Annotated in this window: 20 protein-coding genes; 8 read left to right on the plus strand and 12 right to left on the minus strand. The window is 72.2% G+C overall.

What is annotated here, in order from left to right:
* Positions 1–23: 23 nt before the first annotated feature.
* Positions 24–1,571, plus strand: coding sequence for a helix-turn-helix domain-containing protein (locus ACH4DZ_RS05245; protein WP_398285587.1), 1,548 nt, complete (start codon positions 24–26; stop codon positions 1,569–1,571).
* Between the two features lie 50 nt (positions 1,572–1,621).
* Here the strand turns inward: ACH4DZ_RS05245 and ACH4DZ_RS05250 are convergent, their stop codons facing one another.
* From ACH4DZ_RS05250 to ACH4DZ_RS05285, 8 genes are all read right to left on the minus strand, one after another.
* Positions 1,622–2,611 carry a sulfite exporter TauE/SafE family protein gene (locus ACH4DZ_RS05250; RefSeq protein ID WP_398285588.1) on the minus strand — a complete coding sequence of 330 codons (990 nt, stop codon included), beginning with the start codon at positions 2,609–2,611 and terminating at the stop codon, positions 1,622–1,624.
* A 223-nt stretch (positions 2,612–2,834) separates the two neighbouring features.
* The gene (locus ACH4DZ_RS05255) at positions 2,835–4,349 is read right to left on the minus strand and encodes an alpha-N-arabinofuranosidase (RefSeq protein ID WP_398285589.1); all 1,515 of its coding nucleotides are present in this window, start codon (positions 4,347–4,349) and stop codon (positions 2,835–2,837) included.
* 113 nt (positions 4,350–4,462) lie between these two features.
* On the minus strand, positions 4,463–5,428 hold the full coding sequence (locus tag ACH4DZ_RS05260) for an arabinan endo-1,5-alpha-L-arabinosidase (RefSeq protein WP_398285590.1): 966 nt from the start codon (positions 5,426–5,428) through the stop codon (positions 4,463–4,465).
* A 47-nt stretch (positions 5,429–5,475) separates the two neighbouring features.
* Positions 5,476–6,348, minus strand: coding sequence for a carbohydrate ABC transporter permease (locus ACH4DZ_RS05265; protein ID WP_398285591.1), 873 nt, complete (start codon positions 6,346–6,348; stop codon positions 5,476–5,478).
* Complete coding sequence (locus ACH4DZ_RS05270; protein WP_398285593.1) at positions 6,345–7,286, minus strand: carbohydrate ABC transporter permease; 942 nt, start codon at positions 7,284–7,286, stop codon at positions 6,345–6,347. Before ACH4DZ_RS05270 ends, ACH4DZ_RS05265 begins: the two co-directional genes overlap by 4 nt.
* Positions 7,283–8,641, minus strand: coding sequence for an extracellular solute-binding protein (locus tag ACH4DZ_RS05275; protein WP_398285594.1), 1,359 nt, complete (start codon positions 8,639–8,641; stop codon positions 7,283–7,285). The genes ACH4DZ_RS05270 and ACH4DZ_RS05275 overlap by 4 nt, the downstream gene beginning before the upstream one ends.
* Positions 8,642–8,803: 162 nt before the next feature.
* On the minus strand, positions 8,804–9,679 hold the full coding sequence (locus tag ACH4DZ_RS05280; RefSeq protein WP_398285595.1) for a hypothetical protein: 876 nt from the start codon (positions 9,677–9,679) through the stop codon (positions 8,804–8,806).
* Positions 9,680–9,714: 35 nt separating this feature from the next.
* A complete protein-coding gene (locus ACH4DZ_RS05285) occupies positions 9,715–10,260 on the minus strand; it encodes a YbhB/YbcL family Raf kinase inhibitor-like protein (protein WP_398285596.1) in 546 nt (181 codons plus the stop codon).
* 126 nt (positions 10,261–10,386) lie between these two features.
* Here ACH4DZ_RS05285 and ACH4DZ_RS05290 point away from each other — a divergent pair, with 126 nt between their 5' ends.
* Positions 10,387–11,082, plus strand: coding sequence for a GntR family transcriptional regulator (locus ACH4DZ_RS05290; RefSeq protein ID WP_398285597.1), 696 nt, complete (start codon positions 10,387–10,389; stop codon positions 11,080–11,082).
* A gap of 101 nt (positions 11,083–11,183) precedes the next feature.
* Here ACH4DZ_RS05290 and ACH4DZ_RS05295 read toward each other — a convergent pair whose 3' ends face one another.
* The 4 genes from ACH4DZ_RS05295 to ACH4DZ_RS05310 all read right to left on the minus strand — a co-directional run bounded on the left by ACH4DZ_RS05295 (position 11,184) and on the right by ACH4DZ_RS05310 (position 14,445).
* Positions 11,184–12,089: an SMP-30/gluconolactonase/LRE family protein gene (locus ACH4DZ_RS05295; protein ID WP_398285598.1), complete on the minus strand. Its 906-nt coding sequence runs from the start codon at positions 12,087–12,089 to the stop codon at positions 11,184–11,186.
* A complete protein-coding gene (locus ACH4DZ_RS05300; RefSeq protein ID WP_398285599.1) occupies positions 12,086–12,859 on the minus strand; it encodes an IclR family transcriptional regulator in 774 nt (257 codons plus the stop codon). Before ACH4DZ_RS05300 ends, ACH4DZ_RS05295 begins: the two co-directional genes overlap by 4 nt.
* Positions 12,860–13,048: 189 nt before the next feature.
* Entirely contained in the window at positions 13,049–14,290 is a 1,242-nt protein-coding gene (locus ACH4DZ_RS05305; RefSeq protein ID WP_398285600.1) for a helix-turn-helix domain-containing protein, read from the minus strand.
* A 2-nt stretch (positions 14,291–14,292) separates the two neighbouring features.
* A complete protein-coding gene (locus ACH4DZ_RS05310; protein ID WP_189777135.1) occupies positions 14,293–14,445 on the minus strand; it encodes a hypothetical protein in 153 nt (50 codons plus the stop codon).
* 326 nt (positions 14,446–14,771) lie between these two features.
* Between ACH4DZ_RS05310 and ACH4DZ_RS05315 the strand changes: the two genes are divergently transcribed.
* The 6 genes from ACH4DZ_RS05315 (at position 14,772) to ACH4DZ_RS05340 (ending at position 24,774) form a co-directional block, all read left to right on the plus strand.
* Entirely contained in the window at positions 14,772–15,749 is a 978-nt protein-coding gene (locus ACH4DZ_RS05315; RefSeq protein ID WP_398285601.1) for a DUF3068 domain-containing protein, read from the plus strand.
* Between the two features lie 374 nt (positions 15,750–16,123).
* Positions 16,124–17,275, plus strand: a complete 1,152-nt coding sequence (locus ACH4DZ_RS05320; RefSeq protein WP_398285602.1) for a glycosyltransferase family 4 protein — start codon at positions 16,124–16,126, stop codon at positions 17,273–17,275.
* 38 nt (positions 17,276–17,313) lie between these two features.
* Positions 17,314–18,159 carry a class I SAM-dependent methyltransferase gene (locus ACH4DZ_RS05325; RefSeq protein WP_398286207.1) on the plus strand — a complete coding sequence of 282 codons (846 nt, stop codon included), beginning with the start codon at positions 17,314–17,316 and terminating at the stop codon, positions 18,157–18,159.
* Positions 18,156–22,682 (plus strand): alpha-(1->3)-arabinofuranosyltransferase, encoded by a 4,527-nt coding sequence (locus ACH4DZ_RS05330; protein ID WP_398285603.1) that lies wholly within the window; start codon positions 18,156–18,158, stop codon positions 22,680–22,682. Before ACH4DZ_RS05325 ends, ACH4DZ_RS05330 begins: the two co-directional genes overlap by 4 nt.
* Complete coding sequence (locus tag ACH4DZ_RS05335) at positions 22,679–24,019, plus strand: condensation protein (RefSeq protein WP_398285604.1); 1,341 nt, start codon at positions 22,679–22,681, stop codon at positions 24,017–24,019. The genes ACH4DZ_RS05330 and ACH4DZ_RS05335 overlap by 4 nt, the downstream gene beginning before the upstream one ends.
* Positions 24,016–24,774, plus strand: coding sequence for a methyltransferase domain-containing protein (locus tag ACH4DZ_RS05340; RefSeq protein WP_398285605.1), 759 nt, complete (start codon positions 24,016–24,018; stop codon positions 24,772–24,774). Before ACH4DZ_RS05335 ends, ACH4DZ_RS05340 begins: the two co-directional genes overlap by 4 nt.
* Positions 24,775–24,776: the final 2 nt, after the last annotated feature.

The raw sequence follows: 24,776 nt of genomic DNA on the forward strand, positions 1-24,776 counted from the left end.
TGGACGCGGGGCAGGGAAGGTGCGTGAGAGCTGTGGGGGTGCCGGGACACGGGGAGGACGTCGACGAACTGCTGCGGCTCGTACGGCGGCAGGGCAGCACCCGGGCGGAGGTACTGGACTGGCTCGGCCGCCGGACCGGGGCGCACGTCGCGTGGATCGGCCGCGAGGGCGCGGTCGAGACGGCCACGGCCGGCTTCCCCCGGCGGATCGCGGACGCGCTGACGGAACACGTGGAGCGGCTGTCCGGCGGACGGCTGGCCGCGGCCACCACACGGGTCGGCGAGCGGGAGGTACGCCTGGAGGCCTTCGGCGGACGCGAGCCGCGCCCGGTGCTGGTGACGGTCAGCACCTCGGCGCTGTCGCGGGAGGCCGCCGCGCTGGCCTCGCAGGCCGGCGGCATCGTCGACCTGCTGAGCAGGGCGTCGGACGCCGACGGCGGCACCCGGGGGTACGAGGCGAAGGCAGCGCAGCTGCGGTTCGCGGTACTGACCGCGCTGCTGGCCGGGGACGTCACCATGGCACGGCGGATGACCACGGGCGACGTACCGCCGCTGCTGAACGCGGAGCGCGTACGCGTCCATCTCCTGCACTGCCCGCCCGCCGACCGCGACCGGCTGACCCGGACCTATCTGGACCCGTCGGGCTATCACGGCCCGGGGCTCATGGTGAACTGCCCGGTGTTCAAGGAGCAGTTGATCTGCCCCGTGGCCGAGGACCCGGAACTGGGCGGCCGGTTCCGGCAGGACGAGGTGCTGCGGCGGCTCGTCGCGGAGAACCAGGGGTACGCGCTGGGCGTCAGCAGGCCCCATCCGCTCGCCGCCACGGGTGAGGCCTACGGCGAGGCCGTGCACGCCCTCGCCGTCGCCCGCAACTCCCCGGGCCGGCTGGCCGCCTACCGGGGCCGGCCCTCACTGGTGCACGTCCTGCCGCGCCGGGCGGCCCTCGCCTGGGCGCGCGCCCACCTGGAGCCGTTGCAGGCCGTACCCAAGCCCACCGAGGACGTCGTCCGGCTGGCCGTGACGTTCTCCCGGTCCGGTGTGGCCCGGCTGCTGCACCTGAGCCGTACCACCGTCACGGCCCACTGCCGCCGGGCGGAGGAGGCGCTGGGCGTCGACCTCGGCGAGGTCCGCACCCGTGCCACGCTCGATCTGGCGCTGTCCCTGACGGCGCTCCAGCCCGAACCGGCCGACACCGCCCAGGCCGACGCGGTCCAGCTGGTCGCGCCCCCGCTCGGGGAGCTGCTGCGCTCCTCCCCCGCCACGGCGTGGGCGGAACCCTTCCTGCACCCTCTGCGCGACAACCGGCACCGCGATCTGTACCTCACCGTGGAGGCCTGGATCGACGCCAACACCGACGCCCAGCGTACGGCCGCGCAAGTGGGGCTGAGCCGCAACACGGTCCGCGCCCATCTGCGTGCCGCCGAACGCCTCCTCAACCGCGATCTGCTGACCACCGGTTCGGGCGTCCACGACCTCGTGCACGCCCTGCGTGTGACGGGTGGACAGCGTGCACACCCGCCGGCCGAATCTGGCCAGCGTGCACGGTGGTCGTCGGCGGACGTCGCCTCATAACGTGCACAGTGCGCGGCGAATGGCCCACGGGGGAGGTCATTCGCCGCGGTTCACCGGCGTGTGCGGTGCGGTGTCGGGTGCGGGTTCGGTGGGGGCTGGGCGCGCAGTTCCCCGCGCCCCCTAGGGGTGTCCTTGGGCGCCCCTAGGGGTGTCAGGGGGCTGTCCCTCTCTCCCGCCCTCTCTTTGCGGTGGGCGCGGATCGAGTAGGTCAGGGCGCCGGCCCACAGGGCGTACAGGAGCACGTACACGCAGACGCTCACCGCGCCGGGCGCGGCGACCCAGTCGCTCCTGAGCAGCGTACGGACGTTGGTGACGACGATGACTCCGCCGACCGCCGAGCCCAGGACGCGCGGGGGCAGCAGGCGCACCAGCCAGGCCGCGAGGGGCGCCGCGATCAGGCCGCCGACCAGGAACGCGGCGACCCAGCGCCAGTTCAGGCCCTGGGAGCCGAGGGAGAAGAGGAAACCGAGGCTGGCGGCGACGGCGACGAGGAACTCGCTGGTGTCGACGGACCCGATGACCTTACGGGGCTCCAGCCGGCCGCCGGCCAGCAGCGCCGGGGTGCCGACCGGGCCCCAGCCGCCCCCGCCGGTCGCGTCCAGGAAGCCGGCGACCAGACCCAGCGGCGACAGGAACCGTCTGCGCAGCGGCTTGCCGAGATTGCCCCTGGGCAGGCCGCGAAAAGTGAACCGGGACATGACGTACAGCCCGAGTCCGAGCAGGATCAGGGACATCACGGGCTCGGCGACCCCGGTGGACAGCCCCGACAGGGCGGTCGCGCCGAGGAAGGACCCGACGGCTCCGGGCACTCCGATCCTGACGACGACCTTCCAGTCCACGTTGCCGAAGCGCCAGTGCGAGGCGCCGGACATCAGGGTCGTACCGATCTCCGCGAGGTGGACCGTGGCGGAGGCGGCGGCCGGGTTGGTCCCCATGGAGAGGAGCAGGGTGGTCGAGGTCACGCCGTAGGCCATGCCGAGGCTGCCGTCCACCAGCTGGGCGCCCAGGCCCGCCAGGGCGAGCAGTACCAGCGTGCGCATCGTGTCCGTGTCCGTCCCGTCGTATCGCACCCCTCCGGAAAGCGCCTCGAAGAGACGGAAGGGACGGAAGGGACGCTAGGTGCCCGAACTGAGGATTGCCTGAGCGTGCGATGAGGACGGCGCACAGGCGGGGGTGGCGGACCGCGCGGGACAGGGGCGGCGCCCCGGCCGGGGAGGGCCGGGACGTCGCGGCTTTCTGTAGGTCAGGGCAGGTCAGGGCAGGTCAGGTCAGGCGGATCACGTTCCAGGAGAGGGGTTCCAGGGTTGCGGTGAGGCTGCCGTCCTGGAGGGTGGTGCCCGTGACGCCGTGCGGGACCACCCGTTCCGGCTCGTCCAGGGTGTTGCGGGCGTCCGGGTCCGCGTCGGACAGGGCGCTGTGCTCCACCACGGTCGTCGGGCCGAGCGAACCGAGCGACACCTCCAGCGGCAGCGCGTCCGTCCGGCTGCGGTTGACGGCGAAGACGGTGACCGACCCGTCCTCGGCCCGCACCGCGGTGGCGTGCAGCAGGTCCGCCTCGCCGTACTTCGCCGTCTCGTACGTCGGCGAGTCCACGCGTACGTCGAGGACCTGGCCGCGCCCGTACCGCGAGGCCTGGGCGAACGGGAAGAACGTCGTCTGGCGCCAGGCCGGGCCGCCCGGCTCGGTCATGATCGGCGCGATGACGTTGACGAGCTGGGCCAGACACGCGACCGTCACCCGGTCCGCGTGCCGCAGCAGCGCGATGAGCAGGGAGCCGAAGACGACCGCGTCGGTGACGTTGTAGTTGTCCTCCAGCAGGCGCGGTGCCTCCGGCCAGTCCAGCGGGTTGCGCTCGGCCTCCTCCTGGGTCCGCGACAGGTACCAGACGTTCCACTCGTCGAAGGAGAGGTTGATCCGCTTCTTCGACTTCAGCCGCGCGCCGATGTGGTCGCAGGTGGCGACCACGTTCTCGATGAAGGACTCCATGTCCACGGCGGAGGCCAGGAAGGAGTCGACGTCGCCGTCGTGGGGCTCGTAGTAGGCGTGCAGCGAGATGTGGTCGACCAGGTCGTACGTCTCCTTGAGGACCGTCGCCTCCCACTCGGCGAAGGTCTCCATGGACTGGCCGGAGGAGCCGCAGGCGACGAGTTCGACGCCCGGGTCGATCTGGCGCATGGCGCGGGCCGTCTCGGCGGCGAGCCGGCCGTACTCCTCGGCCGTCTTGTGCCCCGTCTGCCAGGGGCCGTCCATCTCGTTGCCCAGGCACCACATGCGAATGCCGAAGGGGTCCTTGTCGCCGTGCGCGACCCGGAGGTCGGACAGGGCCGTGCCCGACGGGTGGTTGGCGTACTCCTGGAGTTCCAGGGCCTCGGCGACGCCCCGCGTGCCGAGGTTGACGGCCATCATGGGTTCCGCCTGGGGGCCCAGCTTCTTCAGGAACGCGATGTACTCGGAGAGGCCGAAGCGGTTCGTCTCCGTCGAGCGCCAGGCCAGGTCCAGGCGGCGGGGGCGGTCCTCGGCGGGGCCCACCGAGTCCTCCCACTTGTAGCCGGAGACGAAGTTTCCGCCGGGGTAGCGGATCGTCGTGACGCCGAGTTCCCTGACCAGGTCGAGGACGTCCTGGCGCAGGCCCGCCTCGTCGGCGGTGGGGTGTTCCGGCTCGTATATGCCTGTGTAGACGCAGCGGCCCAGGTGTTCCACGAACGAGCCGAAGAGGCGGGGGTTGACCTCGCCGATGGTGAAAGCGGGGTCCAGGGTGAAGGTTGCCTTGTCCTGCATGGTGCCTTGTTCGCCTTTCGGGGTGGGTGGCTCGGGATTCGTCGGCGGGTGCGGGTGCGTCGCGGCTGGTCGCGCCCACGCGGCGGAGCCGCACATGGCACAGCCCCGCGCCCCTAACGGACGACGGGCCAGCCGTCCGCTTGCCAGCTGAGGCGGTTGAGCCCCAGTTTCGGGGTGCCTTCGTCCTCGGCGTCGTAGTAGTGGTACGCCAGCCAGTCCTTGCCGCGGTCCTCGAAGACCGACTGGCCGCCTGTGCCGACGTATCTGCCGTGGCCCTCCAGGAGCAGGTCGCCGCCGCCCTGGAGGAGGGGGGTGCCGGTGCTGTCCACGTACGGGCCCGTGATCGAGGTCGATCTGCCGACCCGGATCCTGTACGTGCTGTTCACGCCCGCGCAGCACGTGTCGTACGAGGCGAAGAGGTAGAAGAAGCGGCCGTGCTCGACGATGTAAGGGCCCTCGACCGCGTACGGGGCGTCGGGGCGGGTCGCCAGGTGGTGGACCGTCGTGCCGGGGACGGCCTTGCCGGTGGCCGGGTCGAGTTCGACCATGCGGATGCCGGTCCAGTACGAGCCGAACGACATCCACAGTCTGCCGTCGGCCCTGGTGATCGCCGGGTCGATGGCGTTCCAGGTGTCGGTGGTCTCGGAGGTGAGGACCTTGCCGTGGTCCGTCCAGGTGCCGGGTCTGCCGGACCCGGAGGTGGCCACGCCGATCGCGGAGTGGTTGGTGCCCCAGGAGGAGACCGCGTAGTAGAGCCAGTAGCGGCCCCCGCGGTAGGAGATGTCGGGCGCCCAGGGGTCGCCGGTGTCGTTGTACTCGTACCACCAGGACGGGGGTGCGGCGAAGGCGTTGCCCGCGTCCTCCCAGTGGGTGCGGTCCCTGGACAGGCGGGCGCCGATGATCCCGCCGGTGGAGTAGGCCGCGTACTCGCCCGACTTGAGGCGGATGACCGTCGGGTCGTGGATGATCTGCTGACCGGTGAGGGGCAGGGGGTCCGGGTACTCGGCCGCCTGTGCCGTTGCCGGCAGCAGGGCGAGGAGCGCCGCGGCCAGGACCGCGGCGAGTCTGAGGCGCTTCAACTGGTAGCTCCTTGGGGGGAGTTACGGGGCAGGAGGGGGCGTGGGTCCTACTGGCCCGCGAGGCCCGTGTGCGCGACGCCCGCCACGATCTGGCGCTGGAAGAAGACGAAGACGATGATCAGCGGCAGGCCCGCCATCAGGCCGCCGGCCATGAGCTGGGCCCACTGGATGCCGTAGGAGTTCATGACGGTCGCGATGCCGTTCGGCATGGTCATCAGGTCGGGGTTGTTGGTCACCATGTACGGCCACAGGAAGTTGTTCCAGGACGCGATGAAGGTGAAGATGCCGACCGCGGCGAGGGAGGGGCGGGAGAGCGGGAGCACGATGGTGAAGAAGACCCGCCAGCGGCCCGCGCCGTCGATGAAGGCCGCCTCCTCCAGTTCGCGCGGGATGCCCTGGAAGAACTTGTAGAGGATGTAGACCATCGCGGCGGGCGCGCACTGCGGCAGGATCATGCCCCAGTAGGTGTCGACCATCCCCATCTGCTGGACGGTGGTGAAGAGGGGCACGCCGAGGACGGCCGGGGAGACCATCAGGCCGGTCATGACCAGACCGAGCAGGGCCTTCTTGCCGCGGAACTCCGTGCGGGCGAAACCGTATCCGGCGAGCGCGCTGACGGTGAGGACCACGGCCGTCACGCACACCGAGACCACCAGCGAGTTGACGAACCAGTTGGTGATGTTGCCGGTCTCGAAGATCGCCGACCAGGCCTGGGTCGTCCACTCCTTCGGCAGCCAGTGCGTCGGCACCTCGACGGCCTCGGTCTCGGACTTGAGCGAGGTGAACAGCGCCCACACCAGCGGCGCGAGGAACACCACCGAGACGGCGGTGGCGATGAGGGTGAGCACGATCTGGCTGGGCGTCCAGGGCTTGCGGGCCCCTCTGCGGGGCTTGAGTCGTGTCTGTGCGGCGGTGCTCATCGGCCGCCCTCCTCACGGTTGCGCAGCAGCCACATCCGGGCGAGGGCGACGGCCGCGATGATCACGAAGAAGATGATGGAGATCGCGGAGGCGTAGCCGACGCGGTAGCTGGTGAAGCCCTCTTCGAGGGTGTACTGCACGAAGGTGCGGGTGGAGCCCTCCGGCCCCGGCAGGAAGTCCATCATCACCACGGCCTGGTCGAAGACCTGGAGCGAGGCGAGGATCTGCAGGGCGAGGACGAGTCCGGTGATGTTCCGCAGCATCGGCAGGGTGATGTGGACCATGCGGTGCCAGGCGTTCGCGCCGTCCAGTTTCGCGGCCTCGTAGAGGTGCGCGGGGATGCCCTGGAGGGCGGCGAGGTAGAGCAGGAAGCTGAAGCCGACCGTCCACCACAGGGTGCAGACGACGACGGCGAGCATGGCGTACGACTTGTCGGTCAGCCACGCCGTCTCGATGCCGAGCACGTGGTTGACCATGCCGGTACCGGGGTTGAACAGCCACTGCCACAGGTTGGCGGCGACGGTGGACGGCAGCAGGAAGGGGGCGAAGAAGCAGAGCCGCCACAGCCACTTGCCGCGCTCGATGTGGTGGGCGAGCATCGCGAGGAGGAAGGCGAGGACCGTGATGCAGGGCACGACCAGCAGCGTGAAGTAGGCGCTGTGGCCCAGTGACTCCCACACCAGCGGGTCGTCCAGGGCCTCGCGGTAGTTGTCGAGGCCGATGAAGCTGGTGGCGTCGCCGGAGATGTTGGCGTCCGTGAAACTGAGGTAGACGCCGCGCAGCAGCGGCCAGATCACGAACAGCGTGAACAGCGCGAGGAACGGGGCGACGAACCAGGCGCCGTGCTGGAAGCCCTGCTTGCGGCGGACGGTGGCGGTGTCCGCCGCCGTCCTCGTGCGCGCCGGAGTGATGACGGTCTGTGCGCTGGTCGTCGTCATGCGACGGCACCTCCCTGCGCGGCGGTCCTGCCGTCCATGGGGTTCTTCGAGGCGAGCAGCTCGGTGAGCGTGCTCTTCATGGTGCGAGCGGCGGCGTCCGGCTTGGCGGAGCCCAGCGTGGCGGAGACGACGATCGGGCCGACGCGCTGGGCGAGGATGCCGGTGGACCCGGCGAACCACACCTTCGGCTCGGTGGCCTGGTGGTCCATCGCCGTGACGTACTCGCTCTGCGGGTTCATCTTCTTGTACGCGGCCGAGGACAGGGTCGGCGTGTAGGCGGGGATGTGGCCGCCGGCCGCCCACTGCTGGGCGTGCTGGACGATGTAGGCGGCGAGTTGGTGCGCGCCCTCGTTGGCGGCTCCGCCGCGGTCCGCCTGGTGCGGCAGGACGAAGGAGTGCGACTCGGCGTGGGTCGCCTGTGCGCCGAAGACAGGGGGCAGCGGGGTGGCGCCGTACTCGATCTTCGCGCCGTCGAAGACGGGCACCGACCAGTTTCCCTCCCAGACGAACGGCCCGCCGTTGACGAACTGTTCGGCGCCCGCGCCGCCCGCGAAGCCCGGGTTCACGTACCCGTCGGTGATGTGCCGGCGCAGGAACTCCAGTACCTGCGTGGCCTTGTCGGTGTCGAAGGTGACCTCGGTGTTGGCGTCGTCGAACCAGGTGCCGCCGAGCTGGGTGTAGAAGGCGACGAAGAACCACCACTGGAAGTTCTGGTCGCTGGACCACATGCCGATGGTCTGCAGGCCCTTCTTGGTGGCCTTCTTGGCCTCCTTCAGGACGTCGAACCACTCGTCGACGGAGGTGACCGGCACGATGTGGCCGTCGTCGCCGAGCAGGCCCGCCTTCTTCAGCACGTCCTTGCGGTAGAAGCAGAGCTGGACGTGGATGTCGAGCGGGAGCGCGTAGAGCTTGCCGTCGATGACGGCTCGCTTCCACAGCTCGGGGTTGAAGTCCGCCTCCCGCACGCCGTACTCGGCGAGCAGGTCGACGTCCCAGGGGTCCAGGAGCCGGCCCGGCGAGAACCCGGTGACCCGGCCCAGGTGCATGACGCCGAGGTCCGGTGCGCGGTTGCCCGCCGCCGCCATGGCCAGCTTGGTGTAGAAGGGGCTCCCCCACTGGAGGGTGGAGTCCTTCACGTCGATGTCCGGGTTCGCCTTCCGGAAGGAGTCCAGCATCGCGATCATGTTGTAGCCGTCGCCGCCGCTGAAGAGGTTCCAGTAGCGCACGCGGGTGTCCGCGCCGGAGGCGAGTGCGTCCGCTCCGGTGCCGAGCGCGGCGAATCCGAGGCTGCCCGCGACCGTTGCGCCGCCGAGTCCCGCCAGGAGCTGCCTGCGATTCAGGCCAGGTCGTCCCATGCCCTGCCCCATCTGTTCGTGATGTCTCTGTTCGAGATCCCCGTTCGAGATTTCGATTGGTGCTCGTAACTTCGAACGGACCGTAGATAGGAAGCGCTTACCCGTCAATGGTTTGCGCAGGAATTTCCCTGTGGATACCTGTGACCGCCCGGGGGCGGGGGCTCAAGTCGGACGAACCCCCTGGAACGTCCCCGCCGCGGCGAAGGCGTCGGTGATCGGCGCGATGAGTGCGGCGAGGCGGCGGGCGCCCGTGTCCCCGATCGGCGCCCAGAGCGCGGCGCAGTGTTCGTCCGTCTCCGCTTCCATCCGCTCGCGGGCCGCGCTGCCGGCGTCGGTCAGGGTGGCACCGGTCAGGGTGGCGTCCGTGGAGTCGGCGCCCGTGGAGTCGGAGTCGAGCCAGCCGCGTGCCACCAGACGAGCCGTCGCCGCGGCCCACTCCCCGTCGTCCCACTGGCGGGTCGTGCGCGCGAGAGCTGTCGGGAGGCTGCCCGACGCGGTGTGCAGGACCAGGCAGTCGCACGGCCCGACGCCGTTGTCCGCGAGCACGACCAGGTGCGCGTCGCCGCGCCACTCGCGCACCACCGTGATCTGCTGCCAGAGCGCGACCAGCGGATCCGGCGGAAGCGCGACCGACGCGTTCGCGGCGGCCAGCGCCTTTCCTGCGTAGTCGGCGCCGGCCACGACCGGATCGATCAGCGAGCGCGCTTCGGCGAGTCGGTCGGCCGTCATGCGTACGCCCACCCGCCGCATCGCCCGCCCCGCAGCCTTGAAGCGGGCGGCCTGCCACCGCTCGGGCGACGCGGCGTCCCACACGCCGTCCATGGCCCGGACCGCCCGGGGGCTGAAGTTGTAGAAGGCCGCGAGCGTGACCTGCCACGGAACCGCCCCCATCGCGGCCGACCGGAACGCCAGGTACGCCGGTCCGCGGTCGGTGACGCCGAACTCGGCGGCCTCCTGGGCTCCTTCGGGGGCGAGGTAGGTGAACAGATGGGCCGCGCTGACGGCCTGGCCGACTTCGCGGACGGCGTTGAGGTCCATCAGGGTTGCCTCTCCGGGGAGTTGGGGCGGCGCCATCAGGCGGATGCCTCGGGGGGAGTCTCGGCGGTGGCGATCAGTACCGCGCGGCCGAGGACGTGGCCGGCCATGGTGAAGCCGAGGACGGCCGGGGTGGCGTCGGCCGGGACGCCGATGAGGGCCGTGTCGAGGGCGTGCACCACGACGAAGTAGCGGTGCGGGCCGTGTCCGGCCGGCGGGGCGGCGCCGATGTAACGGGCCACGCGGGCGTCGTTCGGCAACTGGTAGGCACCCTCGGGCAGACCCGAACCCGTGTCGTCACCGGCACCCTCGGCCAGTTCGGTGACCGTGGCGGGGATGTCGGCGACCGCCCAGTGCCAGAACCCGGACCCGGTGGGGGCGTCGGGGTCGTACACGGTGACGGCGTAGCTCCTGGTGCCCTCCGGTGCGCCGCTCCAGGACAGCTGCGGGGAGACGTCCTTGCCGCCGGGCAGGCCGGAGGCGTGCTGCTCGGGCGGCCAGCCGGATCCGTCGGCGACGGTGGTGCTGGTGACGGTGAAGGCCGCTGCCTCGGGGAGGCGGGCGAACGGGTCGTTGCTGGTCACTGGGTGTTCCTTTCGGGACTGTGCGCCGAGGGCGGTGACGGTGACGGAGGTGGCGTCGGCGGCTCACCACAGAATCGACAGTAACATCAATAATCGATTATCCGCGAAATCGTCTATGCTGAGGTCATGACTGACACACCGCCTCGCCCCCCGGCCCCCGCCGGGAAGCAGATGCTTTCCGAGCAGGTCTACGCACACCTGCGGGACGCGATCATGCGCGGGGACTTCGCCCCGGGGGACGCCCTCAAGCCGCAGGACCTGGCCAAGGACGAGGGCGTGAGCCTGGCCGTCACGCGCGAGGCGCTCGTACGGCTGGTGGGTGAGGGGCTCGCCGACCGGCTGCCCAACCGCGGGTTCACGGTCCCGTCCTTCTCGGACCGCCGCTGGCAGGAGATCGCGGAGGCGCGCAGAACCATCGAACCGGTCGTCCTGCGCATGTCCGTCGAGCGCGGCGACCTCGACTGGGAGGCCCGCGTGCGGGCGGCCCACCATCGGCTGGCGCGTACCCCGGCGTTCACGCCGGAGGAGGGCGAGTACTACACCGCCGCCTGGGCCGAGGCCCACCGGGCCTTCCACCGCACGCTGCTGGAGGGGTGCGGCAACCCCACGCTGCTGGAGACCTTCGACCGGTTGTGGACCGCGAGCGAACTGGCCCGGCGCTGGTCGGCGCACCGCAACCCCGGCCGGGACGGCGCGAAGGAGCACCGCAGGCTGGAGGAGGCGGCGCTGGCCCGCGACGCGGACACGGCGGCGGCGGTCCTGGTCGAACACCTCACCATGACCGCCGCCGCGCTGACCGACGACTCAGATCGGGCCGTCTGACCCGCTGTCGGCTGTCGGCTGTCGGCTGTCGGCTGTCGGCTGTCGGCTGTCGGCTGTCGGCTGTCGGCTGTCGGCTGTCGGCTGTCGGCTGTCGGCAACCCTCAGCCGGCGAAGGCTGGTTGGGGCAGGCCCCTGCCCGCGCCGGGTACGACCAGCACCGACCCCGCGAGCGGGTGCGGTGCCTCCAGGCCCGTGCGGGCCGTCGTGATGTAAAGGTCGGTCAGGTCGGTGCCGCCGAACGCGCAGGCCGTGGGGCGCGGTACGGGCAGTTCGACGACGTGGTCCAGCACGCCGGACGGGGTGTAGCGGCGGATCGCGCCGCCGTCCCACAGGGCCACCCAGACACAGCCTTCGGCGTCGACGGTCAGCCCGTCGGGGAAGCCGTCCCCCTCCTCGATGACCGCCAACCGGCGCCTGTTGCCGATCTGTTGGCCGTCGACGTCGAAGACGTCGATCCGTCGCGTCGGCGAGTCGATGTAGTACATGAGGCGGCCGTCGGGACTCCAGCCCGTGCCGTTGCTCACCGCCACGTCGTCCAGGACGATCTCGGCCGAGCCGTCCGGGGCGACCCGGGAGAGCGTGCCGCCGCCCGGTGCCTCGTCGTAACGCATGGTGCCCGCCCACAGGGAGCCGTCGGGCGCCACCGCCGCGTCGTTGGCACGACGGCCGGGGACGACCTCGCGGTGCAGCCAGCGGAATTCCTGGGCGCCCCCCGCGGGGTTTTCCGCGGGGCCGCCGCCGGGACCCGCGACGGAGTCCGGGCCGTACAGGCCGATCCCGTCACGGAGGTTGACGACCAGGCCGCCGCCCACCCGCGGCTTGGCGGCGCCCACGTGCTGCTCGGTGGCCAGTACCGTGCGACGGCCGGAGACCGGGTCGTACGTGAACACCCGGGACCCGAGGATGTCGATCCAGATCAGCCGCTGGGCGTCGGCGTCCCAGGTGGGGCCTTCCCCCAGGGCCGCCTCCGCCCGGACCGCCACCTCGTACGCGTGCGTCCGTGTCATCCCACGCTCCGGTGTCCGAGTCGCTCCGACAGCTCGGCCGCGCCCTTGGCGGCGAGCCCTTCCAGCTCGGCCTTGCGGTCCTCGCTCCACCGGATCATCGGCACGGAGATGGACAGGGCCGCCACGACCTGGCCCGTGCGGTCGCGCACCGGCGCGGCGACGCAGCTGACGTCAGGATTCGACTCCCGGCTCTCCACCGCGACGCCGCGGGCGCGGATCTCGACGAGGGCCTCGCGCAGGGCGGCCGGCTCGGTGATGCTGTTCGGCGTCATCCGGATCAGGTCGGCGTCGTCGGGGATCCGCGAGGTCAGCTCCGGCTCGGACAGCGAGGCGAGCAGCATCTTGCCCACGGAGGTGCAGTGCGCGGGGAGGCGGCGCCCGGCGGCGGACACCATGCGCACGGCGTGCGTGGAGTCGACCTTGGCGATGTAGATGACGTCCGTGCCCTCCAGGATCGCCACGTGCACGGTCTCGTCGCAGGTCTCCGCGACGGACCGGGCGACCTGCTGCCCCTCGGCGGCCAGGTCCAGCTGCTCGGAGTAGCGGCTGCCGAGCTGGTACGGCCGCACGCCGAGCCGGTAGCGTCCGGGCTGACCCGGTACGGGCGTGATGTACGAACGGGCGGCGAGCGTCGTCACCAGTTCGTGCACGGTGGTGCGCGGCAACTGCAGCCGGCGCACGATGTCGGGGGCGGAGAGTGTGCCGTCCCCATCGAGGAAGAGCTCAAGTATGTCGAGAGCCCTGGTTACGGCAGGTACGAGGCGTCCCACAACTGGCCCCCTCCCTTATGTTCGAAATTTCAACAGCCGATCGGCATAGCGAACACAGGCTACTCACACGGGTTGGGCGGGGCAATGGGCGCGCGTGAGCGGTGGGGGTGGGGCTGCCCGAACCCCTGCTCTGCTGGCCCACCGGTGGACTGCTTGAAACGGGTGGTGGGCGGGAAAGAAAGGTCGGTCTCAGCGGCGGGCGCGGGGGTCGCCCAGTTCACCCCGGAGGCGCTGGGCCCGGAGCACCAGCTCCAGCTCGAAGCGCCGGTCGGGGTCATCGACCTCGTCCCCCCACAGCTCCCTGATCTGCCGAAGGCGATACCGTACGGTCTGCGGATGGACCCCCAGGCGCGCGGCCACCTCGGGAGCCCCGCCCCGTGTCTCCAGCCAGGCCAGCATCGTCTCGGCGAGCCGCCGCCCGTGCGTGGGACCGCAGTGGGCGAGCGGCTCCAGACAGCGCAGGGCCAGATCATCGATCAGCTCCTCGGGCTGCAGCAGCACCAGCGCCTCGGTGTGCTCGGTGCAGTACAGCACCTCTCCCGCGGGCAGCAGCCCGCGCTCCATCAGCCGTACCGCCGCCTCCGCCCAGCGCAGCGACTTCGCCGCGTCGCGCAGCGGCACGGGCGGTCCGATCGCGCCGGCCCAGCCGGTCAGCGCCCGGTGCAGCAGTTCGGGGCGCCCCGCGGCGTCGGGCTCGGGCACGACCATGCGGGGCTGCTCGTACTCCATGTCCAGCAGCACGCCCTGGCCCACGGCGGGGGCGACGGCCTCCCGGGCGGGCCGCAGCAGTACGCCGACCGCGACCTTGCCGGGCAGCGGCCAGCCGATCCGCGCGGCCCGTTCGGTCAGCGCCTCGGCCGGATCACCGCGGTGGTGCTCGGCGAGCAGTAGTTCCATCAGCCGGCGTTGCAGCCTCAGACGTTCCCCGGCCTGCCGGGCGGCGGCCTCGGCGTAACCCCGTACGGACTGGTCGACCAGCCCGTCCAGGTACTCGTATCCGGCGTCGACCAGCTCGTACATCGCGGGCGGCGGGATCTCCACCCGCGTCCCGATCTCGGCGAACCGGCGCCAGGCGAGCCGTACGCCGAGCCGGTAGATCGCCTGGAGCGAGTCGAGGCTGCGGCCGTTGATGCCCTCGCCGCGGCCGAACTCCTGGAACACCTCGGGGTGGACGCGCGGCCGGCCCTCGGCGGTCTCCAGATGCTGGACGAACACCTCGATGGCCCGGCGGATCCCGACCAGCGCCATGGGCTCGCCGGAGTCGTCGAGCACGACCGGCAGATGGGGGTACTCGTGCTGTATCTCCTGGAGGATCTCCTCGGCGAGCGCGGGTGCCTCGGCCATCGCGAGTGCGGCGAACTGCCGCACCTGGAGGCGCGGTACGTCGTGCCAGGCCGAGCGCACGGTGACGGGTGCCGGGCGGAGAGCCATGGTCAGCGCTCCCGGCCGGCCGTCTCATAGGTGATGAGCGGCGTGTTCGGCTGCTCCGGGGTCGCGTCGAGCAGCGCGACGACACCGAGGGCGGCGCCCACGGCGAGCACGGCGGCGACCGTCACGGTCAGCAGAACGGCGGGCAGTCTGGACATCGCGGGTCAGCCTCTCTGTCGAAAGGTCACTCCCACCGAGGCGCTCCGCTGGGAGCGCCGTCCGAAATCCCGAATCCGCGGGCCGATCGTGGCTGGCCGCGCAGTTCCCCGCGCCCCTGGCGGGGCGCGGCACATCTCCCTCGCCGCCGGGCCCACCTCACCCCGGCCGACGAGTCCCCGGTGCCGGCAAGTCCTCAGTGTCATCGCGACATTGACACTTCGTCAAGGGTGCGCCTACGGTTCCCGGCCCATACCGCACCTGCACCCTCCCCCACCGTGCCGGCACCTGTTCGTGCCGCGTCACCAAGAGCCCTAGGAGTGCCCGGATGCGCCGTACTGCCACACCCTTTTCCCTGGTCGTACTGGGTCTGGGCGTCTTCCTGCTCGTCCTGGCCCCCCTGCTCGCCTGGTACGTCGAACCACGCGCCCAGCGCACTCCCGTCGACACCGACCAGACGACCGTCTTCACCGGCACGGGCAGTTATTTCGACACCGACGAGATCGAGACCGTCCGCGACAAGAAGATCACCATCACCCGGCAGGTCCGCGGTGACGTCGCCGACAGCGAGAAGAGCGGCCGGGCGGTCTGGGACGTGTCCACGTCCGTCGACACCGACAAGTCGCTGCCCGCGGCCGACCCGCACGACTCGCTCCAGTGGACCATGGAGCGCTGGGTGACCGACCGCAGGACGAACAAGCCGGTCCACTGCTGCGAGGAGAAGCCGTACTTCGAGGGCGAGGCCTACCTCAAGTTCCCCTTCGACGTGCAGAAACGCTCGTACATCTGGTGGGACAACACCCTCGGCTCGACCGTCACGCTGAAGTACCGGGGTAAGAAGCGGATCCAGGGGTACACGGGTCTGCGGTTCACCGGAACGGTGCCCGCCACCAAGACCGGCACCCGACTGGTGCCGGGCACGCTCGTGGGCGTGGAGGACGCCGGTCAGGTACTCGCCGAGGAGTGGTACGCCAACCACGGCGTGGAACTGGTCGCCGACCAGCGCACGGGGCGGATCATCTACGCGGCGATCGGCCCCCGCAAGACGCTCCGGGCGCCCGGGACGAAGAAGGACGCCGTCGTCCTGCTCGACAGCAAGCGGATCGCGTTCACCCCCGAGACCCAGAAGAAGCAGGTGGATCTCGCCGACACGGACAGCGGTCTGCTGCGCATGGTGGGGCGGACGCTGCCCCTGGGAGCGGGGATCGCCGGTCTCGTCCTCACGGCGGTCGGTGCCGTTCTGGTCGCACGACGACGTCCGCATGCCGATACGCCCGAGAGCTCCCAGCAACCGCTCACGATGTGATGAGACGTCAGCTCCACAAAGCCCCGAAATTGTCACTTCGGTGAGTAGCCGCAGCGAACCAGCGGGCGAAAACTGTCCACCCCACCCGAACACAGTCCCTCCGCAACCCGTCACAGCAGGCCCCGTTCACCCCCACGGAACACACCCCACAGAAGTCCCGCGGAAACCCCACGAAAACCCCACCGAAGTACCGGCAGAACGGTTTCACCGATCGGTTCCACCCCTCCGTACGGATCCTCCCCGCGGGACATTCAGGGTTCCCGCACCGAACGCACCGTCACACGCACCCTCGCCCTCACCCTCACCCTCACCGGAACGCACCAACCCCCCACGTCCCACGCTGGTTCCGCACCCCGAGACGAGTTGGAGCACCCATGCCCCAGCACGTGCCTTCGTCGTTGCGCGCCGCCTTTCCCCGCTCCGCGCAGCGACACCCGGCGCTCCCCCCACAGCCGCGCCGCATCGTTTTCCTCGCCCGCCGTGACTACGGCAACGAAGCGGCGGGCGGTTCCGAACTCCTCGTCGACAGACTCGCCGAGGGGCTGACCCACCTCGGCCATCAGGTCACCCTGCTGTGCGGCGGACCCGCCGCGTACCGCGACTACCGTGTCGTGTCGGCGGGCGGCGACCTCGGCCACTACCTGCGCGCCAGATCGGCGTTCCAACGCCAGGTCGGCGACTGCGATCTGCTCGTCGAGGTCTGCAACGGCATGCCGTACCTGGCACCGCTGTGGCACCGCGGACCGACCCTGTGCCTGGTCAACCACGTGCACACCGACCTGTGGCGGATGCGGTTCGGCGGACCGCTGGCCCCCGCCGCCCGGCTCGGGCGAAGACTCGAACACTGGGCACTGGCGGGCGGGCAGCGCGGCGGCCTGCTGGTCGCCGTCTCCCCGTCGACGGCGCACGCGCTGCGCGCGATCGGCGTCGAGCGCGAACGCATCCGGGTCGTCCACAACGGTGTGGAGGAGCCGGGCGCACCGGCCGAACGCTCACCGGAACCGCTGTTCCTGGCCGTGGGACGGCTCGTCGAGTACAAGCGGATCGATCTGCTGCTGCGCCTGTGGGAACGGGTCCGCCCGGTCACCGGCGGCCGGCTGGTGATCGTCGGCGACGGACCCGAACGGCAGCGGCTCCAGCAACTGGCCGGTCCCGGCGTCGAGTTCACCGGCCATGTCTCCGAGGCCGAGAAGCACCGGCTGCTGTGTGCCGCCTGGCTGCTGCTGCACCCCTCCGCGGTGGAGGGCTGGGGTCTGGTGGTCACGGAGGCGGCGGCCCGCGAGACACCCGCGATCGCCTTCGACGTGCCCGGCCTGCGCGACTCGATCGTGGACGGCGAGACGGGCCTGCTGGCCCGCGGCGAGTCCTCGTTCGCCGCGGCCTGGTGCACCCTCGCCCTGTCCACCCACCGTCGCACCCTCATGGGCAAGGCGGCCGGCGACCGCGCCGCCCAGTACCGCTGGCACCGCACGGTTCGCCAGTTCAGAGCCGTGGCGACGGAGGCGGTGAGGGACTGGACACCATGACCCCTTGGCGGCAGAACTCCCGGCAGCAGGCTCCTCGGCTGAGGGCTCCTCGGCCGAAGGCTCTTCGGCAGCAGGCTCCTCGGCCGAAAGGTCTTCGGCAGCAGGCCTCCCGGCTGAAAGGGCTTCGGCGCAGGAGCGCGGGCCCCGGGCCCGGCACGGGCCTGCGGGACCCCTCGCTGCGCCGCTCCCTCGCCCTCTTCCGTGCCTTCCGCCACGAGCAGGACGATCCCGAGGGCTGCTACTCGCTGCTCGCCCGGGACGCCGCCGACCAGGTGGAGGCGTACGACGGTCCGGTGAAGGGCCGGACCGTCGTGGACGTGGGCGGCGGTGGCGGCTATTTCACCGAGGAGTTCCAGAAGCGGGGCGCGCACGGCTACCTCTTCGAGCCGGACATGCGCGAACTCGGTCCGAAGCCGCCCGGGGGATCGGTCGTCGCCGACGGGTATCTGCTGCCGCTGGCGGACGGCGTCGCCGACGTCTGCTTCTCCTCCAACGTCCTGGAGCACGTCGCCGACCCGCAGACCTTCCTCAGCGAGATGGTCCGTGTCACCCGGCCCGGCGGGCTGATCTACGTGTCGTTCACCAACTGGCTGTCCCCCTGGGGCGGTCACGAGTGGGCGCCCTGGCACTACCTGGGCGCCGACCGGGCCCGCGCGCGCTACCGGCGCCGTACGGGCGGGCCCGCCAAGCACACCCTCGGCGAGAACCTCTTCGCCGTGCACATCGGACCCACCCTGCGGCAGGTGCGCGCCCGGGACGACGTCACGGTCGTCTCGGCGCGCTCCCGCTACTGGCCGTTCCTCGCCCAGGCCGTCGCCAGAGCGCCGGGACTGCGTGAGTTCGCCACCTGGAACCTCCTCCTCATCCTCCGGCGGTGTCCATGACCAGCACGGTCCAGGCCCCTCCCCCAGCGGCGACCCGTCCCCTCGCCCCGGACCCCGGCCCCGGGCAGGGGCCCCGGTCGCGGCGCTGGCTGCTGGGGTTCTGGGCCGTGGTCCTCGTGCTGTTCCTGGCCGTGGACCCGGGCCGGCAGACCTTCGACACCAAGCTCGGTGTCGCGCTCGACCCCGGCCAGTTCCTGGCGGACCTCGGCCAGTTGTGGCACGACCGGGGCGGCTTCGGCGGCATCGCGGACCAGTACGTCGGCTACGCCTTCCCGATGCTGCCGTACTACTGGCTGACCGACCTGATCAGCATGCCGGTGTGGCTGGCCGAGCGGCTGTGGATGTCGCTCGTCGTGGCGGTCGCCTTCTGGGGCGCGCTGCGGCTCGCGGAGCGCCTGGACATCGGCGGTTCCGCCTCCCGGCTCCTCGGCGCGGTGGTGTACGCGCTGTGGCCGGTGTTCACCGTCGTGATCGGCTCGACCTCGGCCGCGGCCCTGCCCGGCGCCTTCCTGCCGTGGGTGCTGCTGCCGCTGACGAACGACCGCCACAGCGCCCGGGTGGCCGCCCTGCGCTCGGCGCTGGTCATCCCCTTCATGGGCGGTGTCAACGCGGCCTCCACCCTGGCCTCCCTGCTGCCCGTCGGCCTGTACCTCCTGTCCCGCCCGCGCGGTCCACGCCGGCGCAAGCTGATCGCCTGGTGGGTGCCGGGCGTGCTCCTGGCCACGGCCTGGTGGGTCGTCCCACTCCTGGTACTGGGCATCTACGGCGAGAACTTCCTTCCGTACGTGGAGAGTTCGCAGACCACGACGGACACCATGGCGGCGACGGAGTCCCTGCGCGGGGCCGGCAACTGGGTCGCCTATCTGCACTTCGGTGAGGCCTGGCTGCCCGCGGGCTGGACCGTGGCGGCCTCGGTGGTCGCCGTCGTCTCCTCGGCGCTGGCGGCCGGACTCGGCCTCGCCGGCCTGGCCCGGCGGGACATACCCGAGCGGCGCTGGCTGGTGCTGACCGTGCTGACGGCCGCGCTGATCACCCTGGCCGGCTACGGCGGTGCGTTCGGCGCGCCCTTCCACGGCGTGGTCCAGGACTGGCTGGACGGCGGGCTCGCCCCCTTCCGCAACATCTACAAGTTCCAGACGGGGCTCGCTCTCGCACTGACCCTCGGGCTGGCCCACCTGGTCGGCGTCGCCTCGCGGGCCCAGGGCGCCCGTCCGGTACGGGGCCGCCGGTACGCGCCCCTGATCGCGGCGGCCCTCGTCCTCCCCGGTCTCGCCTGGCCCTACCTCAACGGGTCGATCCTGCAGCCCGGTTCGTTCCAGGAGCTCCCCAAGTACTGGAAGTCCACGGCGTCCTGGCTGGAGAAGTACTCGCCGGACTCCCGCGCCCTCGTCGTGCCCGCCACCGCGCACGGCATCTTCACCTGGGGCTCCACCATCGACCAGCCCCTCGACGTGCTCGCCGACTCCCGCTGGGCCCAGCGGGACTACGTGCCGTTCGGCACCGCGGGCAACCGGCGCGCGATGGACGCCGTCGAGCAGTCCCTGCAGACCGGCGGCCAGGTCCCGGGCCTGGCGGACTACTTGGGCCGAGCGGGCGTCCACTACGTCGTCGTACGCAACGATCTCGACCCGGACCAGCTCGGCTACGTACCGACCACGACCGTGAAGCGGACCCTGGAGGAGTCCGGCTACCGGCGCCTGACCGGCTTCGGTCCGCTGATGACGGGCGGGCGCATCGCGGAGAACACGCCCATCCAGATCGAGGGGCTGTATCCGCGGCAGCGGGCCGTCGAGATCTACGAGCCGGCCGCCGACGTGCCCCGGCCGGGGCAGGCCGGGCTGAAGGCCGTCGCCGACACGGCCGTCGTGTCCGGCGGGCCCGAGGCGCTGCTGCCGCTGTCCGCGGACCCGGCGATGCGGGACCGGGCGACCGTGCTGACCGGCGACAACCACCCCGGTCTCGGCTCCCCCGGCCTCCAGGTGGTGGGCGACGGGCTGCGGCGCGCCGACACCCGGTTCGGGCTGGTCGGCGCCAACACCTCGTACACGTACACCCGTGACGAACGCAATCACTCCGGCAGCTACCAGGACGCGGGGGAGGAGCCGCACCAGATCCTGCCCTCGGACGGGATCCGGCACCAGACGGTGGCGGAGCTGCGCGGGGCGCGCTCGGTGACCGCGTCGTCGAGCGGCAACTGGCTGTACTACCTGCCGCAGTACGACCCAGTGAACGCCTTCGACGGCAACCCCGACACGGCGTGGGCCGAGGGCTCCGTGGGCTCGGCGGACGGGCAGTGGCTGCGGATCGGCTTCACGGACGAGACGGAGGTCCCGGCGTCGATCCAGGTCACCCCGCTGCCGCAGGAGAGTGTGCGTTCGGCGCCGACCCGGGTGCGGGTGGAGACGGAACGGGGCTCGGAGACGAGCACGCTGCGGGCCGACGGCTCACGTCAGCGCATCAAGTCCCCCGAGGGGCCGACCGGTTGGCTGAAGGTCACCGTCGTCGAGTCGACCGCCCGGCACTCCGGGCTCTCCGGCGCGGGCTTCTCCGAGATCAGCGTTCCGGACGTCCAGGTGACCCGCATGCTGCGGCTCCCGAGGGACGCGGAGGACGCCGACGCGACCGCCGAGACGGTCTCCCTGCACCGGGCCTCCGACCCGGGCGGCTTCTCGCCGACGGGCACGGAGACCGGGCTGCACCGCCGCTGGACCTCGGACGCGGCCGGTACGTACGCGGTGCGGGCGAGCGCGGTCCCCGTACCCGGTGACGCGCTCGACGCGCTGCTGTACGACGTGGCGCCCGAGCAGAACGACCGGATCACCGCGACAGCCGGCTCCACGGCCCGGCTCGGCACCGGCCTGTCGCCGCGCAACCTCACCGACGGTGATCTGACGACCGCCTGGATCGCCGGGGACGACCCGACCATCCGGCTGAGCTGGCCGGACAAGCAGCCGGTGGGCGAGGTCGTCCTCGCCCCGGCCGGCGGACTGTCCACCCGGCCCACCGAGGTGAACATCAGCTCCCCGGACGGCGCGGTCGTCGCCGGTGTCGACGAGAACGGCGCCGTCCGCTTCGACCCGATCACCACGGACCGGCTCGACATCACCATCACCGAGACGGCCCCGATGACCGTTCACAACCCCCTGGCCGACGAGGACATGCAGCTTCCGGTCGGCCTGACCGAGGCGTACGTCCCCGCCCTGGACGACCGCTACCGCACCCCGAAGGCCCTCGCCTCCCGCGCCTTCGACCTGCCCTGCGGCAAGGGCCCGACGCTCGCCGTGGACGACGAGCTGTACGAGACGAGCGCCGAGGGAACGGTCGGCGACCTCGTGGCGCGGCGGCCGGTCGAGCTGACGCTCTGCCAGGAGGGGCGCGCCGACGCCGACTTGTCGCTCGGCTCGGGCTCGCACCGGGTCGAGGCGGGTGACGCGGGCCCCCTGGCCGTCACCGATGTCACGCTGACCCGCGGCACGGCCACCACCCCCGCCGCACAGAGCCGTGAACTGGGCATCCGGGACTGGCTCGGCGACCGCCGCTCGGTCACCGTCGGCGCGGGCGCGGCCTCCTACCTGACGACGTACGAGAACTTCAACGACGGCTGGAAGGCCACGCTGAACGGCCGCGAACTCGACCCGGTACGCCTCGACGGCTGGCAGCAGGGCTGGCGGATCCCGGCGGGCGAGGGCGGCACGGTGAAGCTCTCCTACGCACCGTCCACGGTGTACGAGGCCGGGCTGATCGGCGGCGGCGTCGCCCTCCTCGTCCTGGCGGGGCTCGTCCTGTTCCGGCGGCGCTCGCCCGATCCGGACGCGCCCTCCCCGGTGCCGCCCCCGCCCGGCCTGATCCTGGGCACGATCGTGCTCACCCTGGTGGGGATCGTGATCGCCGGGTTCCTCGCACTGCTGGTGCCGGTCCTGGCGCTGCTCGCCCGGCGGCGGCACGCACTGCTCGTACCCCTCGCGTTCCTCGCGCTCGCGGGGGCCGGGATCGCCGCCGCGACGGGGGCCGGGGAGCCGGTCGCCGAGGGCGCCGGAGCGTTCGGCCGCACCGCCCAACTGCTGGCGCTGATCGGCCTGTTCGCGGGTCTGGTGACGGTCGGCGAGGCGTCGTACGGCACACGGGGCGGCGCGGGCGGCGCCCGGGGCGCCGACCACCCGGGCACAGGCGCGCTGCCGCCTCCGCTCCCGGCGTCCGAGGCCCCGACTGCGCGTCTGCCGCAGCGGACGCGAGGGGAGCACGCGGGCCCCGGAGCGGACCCCGCACCCGGCACGCCCGCGCAGCACGGCGTTCCCGGTGCTCCGGGAGCACCCGGCGCACCCGGTGCGCCGCCACCGCCCTTCGTGTCGACGGAGCCGCCGCGGCTCGCCTCCGGTCCGACGGTCTCGGCCCGTGGGCCGGGGTCACCACGCACACCGGAGGCCGGCCGGCCCACCGTGCGCAAGCCGTTCCGCGACCCGGAGCCCGGTGGCCGCGGGCGTTCCGGGAACCGCGGGCGTTCCGGGGAGGGGGAGGGCACATGACCGCCGTGGACCATCCCGCCCGCGACGGCACGGGCGGCCCCGCGGGACCGCCCGCCCGCATCCCGTTCCCCGTGGTGGACGAGGTCGCCCGGCACTGCCTCCAGGAGGAGGAGCCGGAGACCGTCCACATCGAGGTCCATCTGCCGGGCCGCCTCGACCCGGACCGCCTGCGCGGGGCGTTCGCCGGGGCCCTGCGCCGCCACCCCCGCATCCTGATGCGCGAGGCGGCCCGCCCCTGGTACGGGAGGCGGTACGAGTGGGAGCTGACCCCCGAGGCCGAGGTGGACGCCGTCCTGTTCCCGGCGCCTGACCGGGACGCGCTGAAGCACGCCCGGGACCGGGCGCTGCGCGACGCCCCGCCGCTCTCCGCCGCGCCGCCGATCCGGCTGGAGGTCGTCCGGGATCCCGCGGCCGACGGCACGGTCCTGTTCCTCACCATCAACCACACCGCGCTCGACGGTCCGGCCTGTCTGCGGGTCCTGGCGACCGCGGCGGAGCTGTACGGCGGCCGGGACAACTCCCCGGCGGCGCCCCCGACCCGCACGACCACCGAGGTTCCCCGCGCCCCCGACACCCCCTCCACCTGGGCACCGCCCGCCCGGGTGGCGCGCGGTGCCCCGGAACCTCCCCGGAACCACGGCAACGGCATGCTCGTCACCGAGCTGGGCGTCCCGCGCCGGCCCAAGGGCTCCCCGTACACCGTGAACGACCAGCTGATGGCCGCCACCGCGCTGATGATCGCGCACTGGAACCGGGAGCACGGGGCCCGTCCGCGTCCGCTGCGCATCACGATGCCGGTGGACGACCGCCCGCGCGGTACGGACATGCCGATCGGCAACGGCACCCGGCTCGTCGAGGTCCCCTTCGCCCCCGAGGAACTGGACGCCTCCGACCTGGCCGCGCTGCTGCGCCGCACGGCGGACCGCACCCGCGCCCTCAAGGCCCAGCCTCGCCCCCAACTGGGGCACGGTGCCTCCCTGTTGACGGCCCCGGTGGTGCCCGTCGCCTGGCGGGCCGCGTTCACCAGGGGCCTGCGGAGGGCCGCCGGGCCCTGGACGTCGACCACGCTGCTGAGCAACATCGGCCGCGTTCCGTACGCCCTGGACTTCGGGGAGGAGGCCGGGCGGGCGCACGCCGTCTGGTTCTCGGCGCCGGCCCGGATGCCGCGCGGGCTGACGGTCACGACAGCCGCCACGGCGGGCCGTCTGCACGTGGCGCTCCGCTGGTCCCGCGCCCTGCTGAGCCACGGCGACGGCCACCACCTCCGCGACCTCTTCGAGCACTACCTGCACGCCACGGAGACCGCCACTGAAAACCGCACAGGGGGCACTCCATGACCACGGCCCCGCCCCGCAGGCAGCCGCACGGACCGCACGAGCCGCACGGGCTGCGGGACTTCTACGAGGACCCGGCCGTCCCGGTCGCCTCCGGCACGCCCCGCAGTCTGCGCCAGGCCCGGATGCTCGCCGCCGCACTCGGCCCGGCCACCTCCGGCCCGCGCACGGTCCTGGACATCGGCTGCGGCGACGGCACCGCCGCCGCGACCGCCGCACCGCTCCTCGCCGGTCACCGCATCGTCGGCGTCGACTGGTCCCAGGACGCCCTCAGACGCGCCCACGCCCGGCTCCCGTACGCGGTGCGCGGTGAACTCACCGACGGCGGGCTGCCGTTCAGGTCCGCCTGTGCCGACGCCGTCCTGTTCAGCGAGGTCGTGGAACACCTCGTCGACCCGGATGCGGCGCTCGACGAGATCCACCGGATCCTGCGCCCCGGAGGCCATCTCATGCTCTCCACACCGAACCTGGCCGCCTGGTACAACCGGGCCCTGCTCCTCGCCGGCGTCCAGCCCGTCTTCTCCGAGGTGAGCCTGCGCGCGATCCACGGCCGCCCCGGCAAGGAGGTGGTGGGCCATCTGCGGCTCTGCACGCCCCGCGCCCTGCGGGAGTTCGTGACCGCGTCGGGCTTCGAGGTCGTACGGCTGCGGGGCGCGCCCTTCCACGGCGTACCGCGGCCGTTGCGCCCGCTGGACCGGCTGGCGTGCCGTGTCCCGTCGATGGCCTCGATCCTTCTGCTGCACGCGCGAAGGACGTAGAC

It is taken from the genome of Streptomyces sp. NPDC017991 (genome assembly GCF_044328075.1).
In the GTDB taxonomy this organism is placed as follows: domain Bacteria; phylum Actinomycetota; class Actinomycetes; order Streptomycetales; family Streptomycetaceae; genus Streptomyces.

Excerpts from the sequence above, each read along its gene's own strand:
- ACH4DZ_RS05250 (WP_398285588.1), bottom strand. The coding sequence starts at position 2,611 with ATGCGCACGCTGGTACTGCTCGCCCTGGCGGGCCTGGGCGCCCAGCTG.
- ACH4DZ_RS05255 (WP_398285589.1), bottom strand. The coding sequence starts at position 4,349 with ATGCAGGACAAGGCAACCTTCACCCTGGACCCCGCTTTCACCATCGGC.
- ACH4DZ_RS05265 (WP_398285591.1), bottom strand. The coding sequence starts at position 6,348 with ATGAGCACCGCCGCACAGACACGACTCAAGCCCCGCAGAGGGGCCCGC.
- ACH4DZ_RS05270 (WP_398285593.1), bottom strand. The coding sequence starts at position 7,286 with ATGACGACGACCAGCGCACAGACCGTCATCACTCCGGCGCGCACGAGG.
- ACH4DZ_RS05275 (WP_398285594.1), bottom strand. The coding sequence starts at position 8,641 with ATGGGACGACCTGGCCTGAATCGCAGGCAGCTCCTGGCGGGACTCGGC.
- ACH4DZ_RS05280 (WP_398285595.1), bottom strand. The coding sequence starts at position 9,679 with ATGGACCTCAACGCCGTCCGCGAAGTCGGCCAGGCCGTCAGCGCGGCC.
- ACH4DZ_RS05290 (WP_398285597.1), top strand. The coding sequence starts at position 10,387 with ATGACTGACACACCGCCTCGCCCCCCGGCCCCCGCCGGGAAGCAGATG.
- ACH4DZ_RS05295 (WP_398285598.1), bottom strand. The coding sequence starts at position 12,089 with ATGACACGGACGCACGCGTACGAGGTGGCGGTCCGGGCGGAGGCGGCC.
- ACH4DZ_RS05305 (WP_398285600.1), bottom strand. The coding sequence starts at position 14,290 with ATGGCTCTCCGCCCGGCACCCGTCACCGTGCGCTCGGCCTGGCACGAC.
- ACH4DZ_RS05310 (WP_189777135.1), bottom strand. The coding sequence starts at position 14,445 with ATGTCCAGACTGCCCGCCGTTCTGCTGACCGTGACGGTCGCCGCCGTG.
- ACH4DZ_RS05315 (WP_398285601.1), top strand. The coding sequence starts at position 14,772 with ATGCGCCGTACTGCCACACCCTTTTCCCTGGTCGTACTGGGTCTGGGC.
- ACH4DZ_RS05320 (WP_398285602.1), top strand. The coding sequence starts at position 16,124 with ATGCCCCAGCACGTGCCTTCGTCGTTGCGCGCCGCCTTTCCCCGCTCC.
- ACH4DZ_RS05330 (WP_398285603.1), top strand. The coding sequence starts at position 18,156 with ATGACCAGCACGGTCCAGGCCCCTCCCCCAGCGGCGACCCGTCCCCTC.
- ACH4DZ_RS05335 (WP_398285604.1), top strand. The coding sequence starts at position 22,679 with ATGACCGCCGTGGACCATCCCGCCCGCGACGGCACGGGCGGCCCCGCG.
- ACH4DZ_RS05340 (WP_398285605.1), top strand. The coding sequence starts at position 24,016 with ATGACCACGGCCCCGCCCCGCAGGCAGCCGCACGGACCGCACGAGCCG.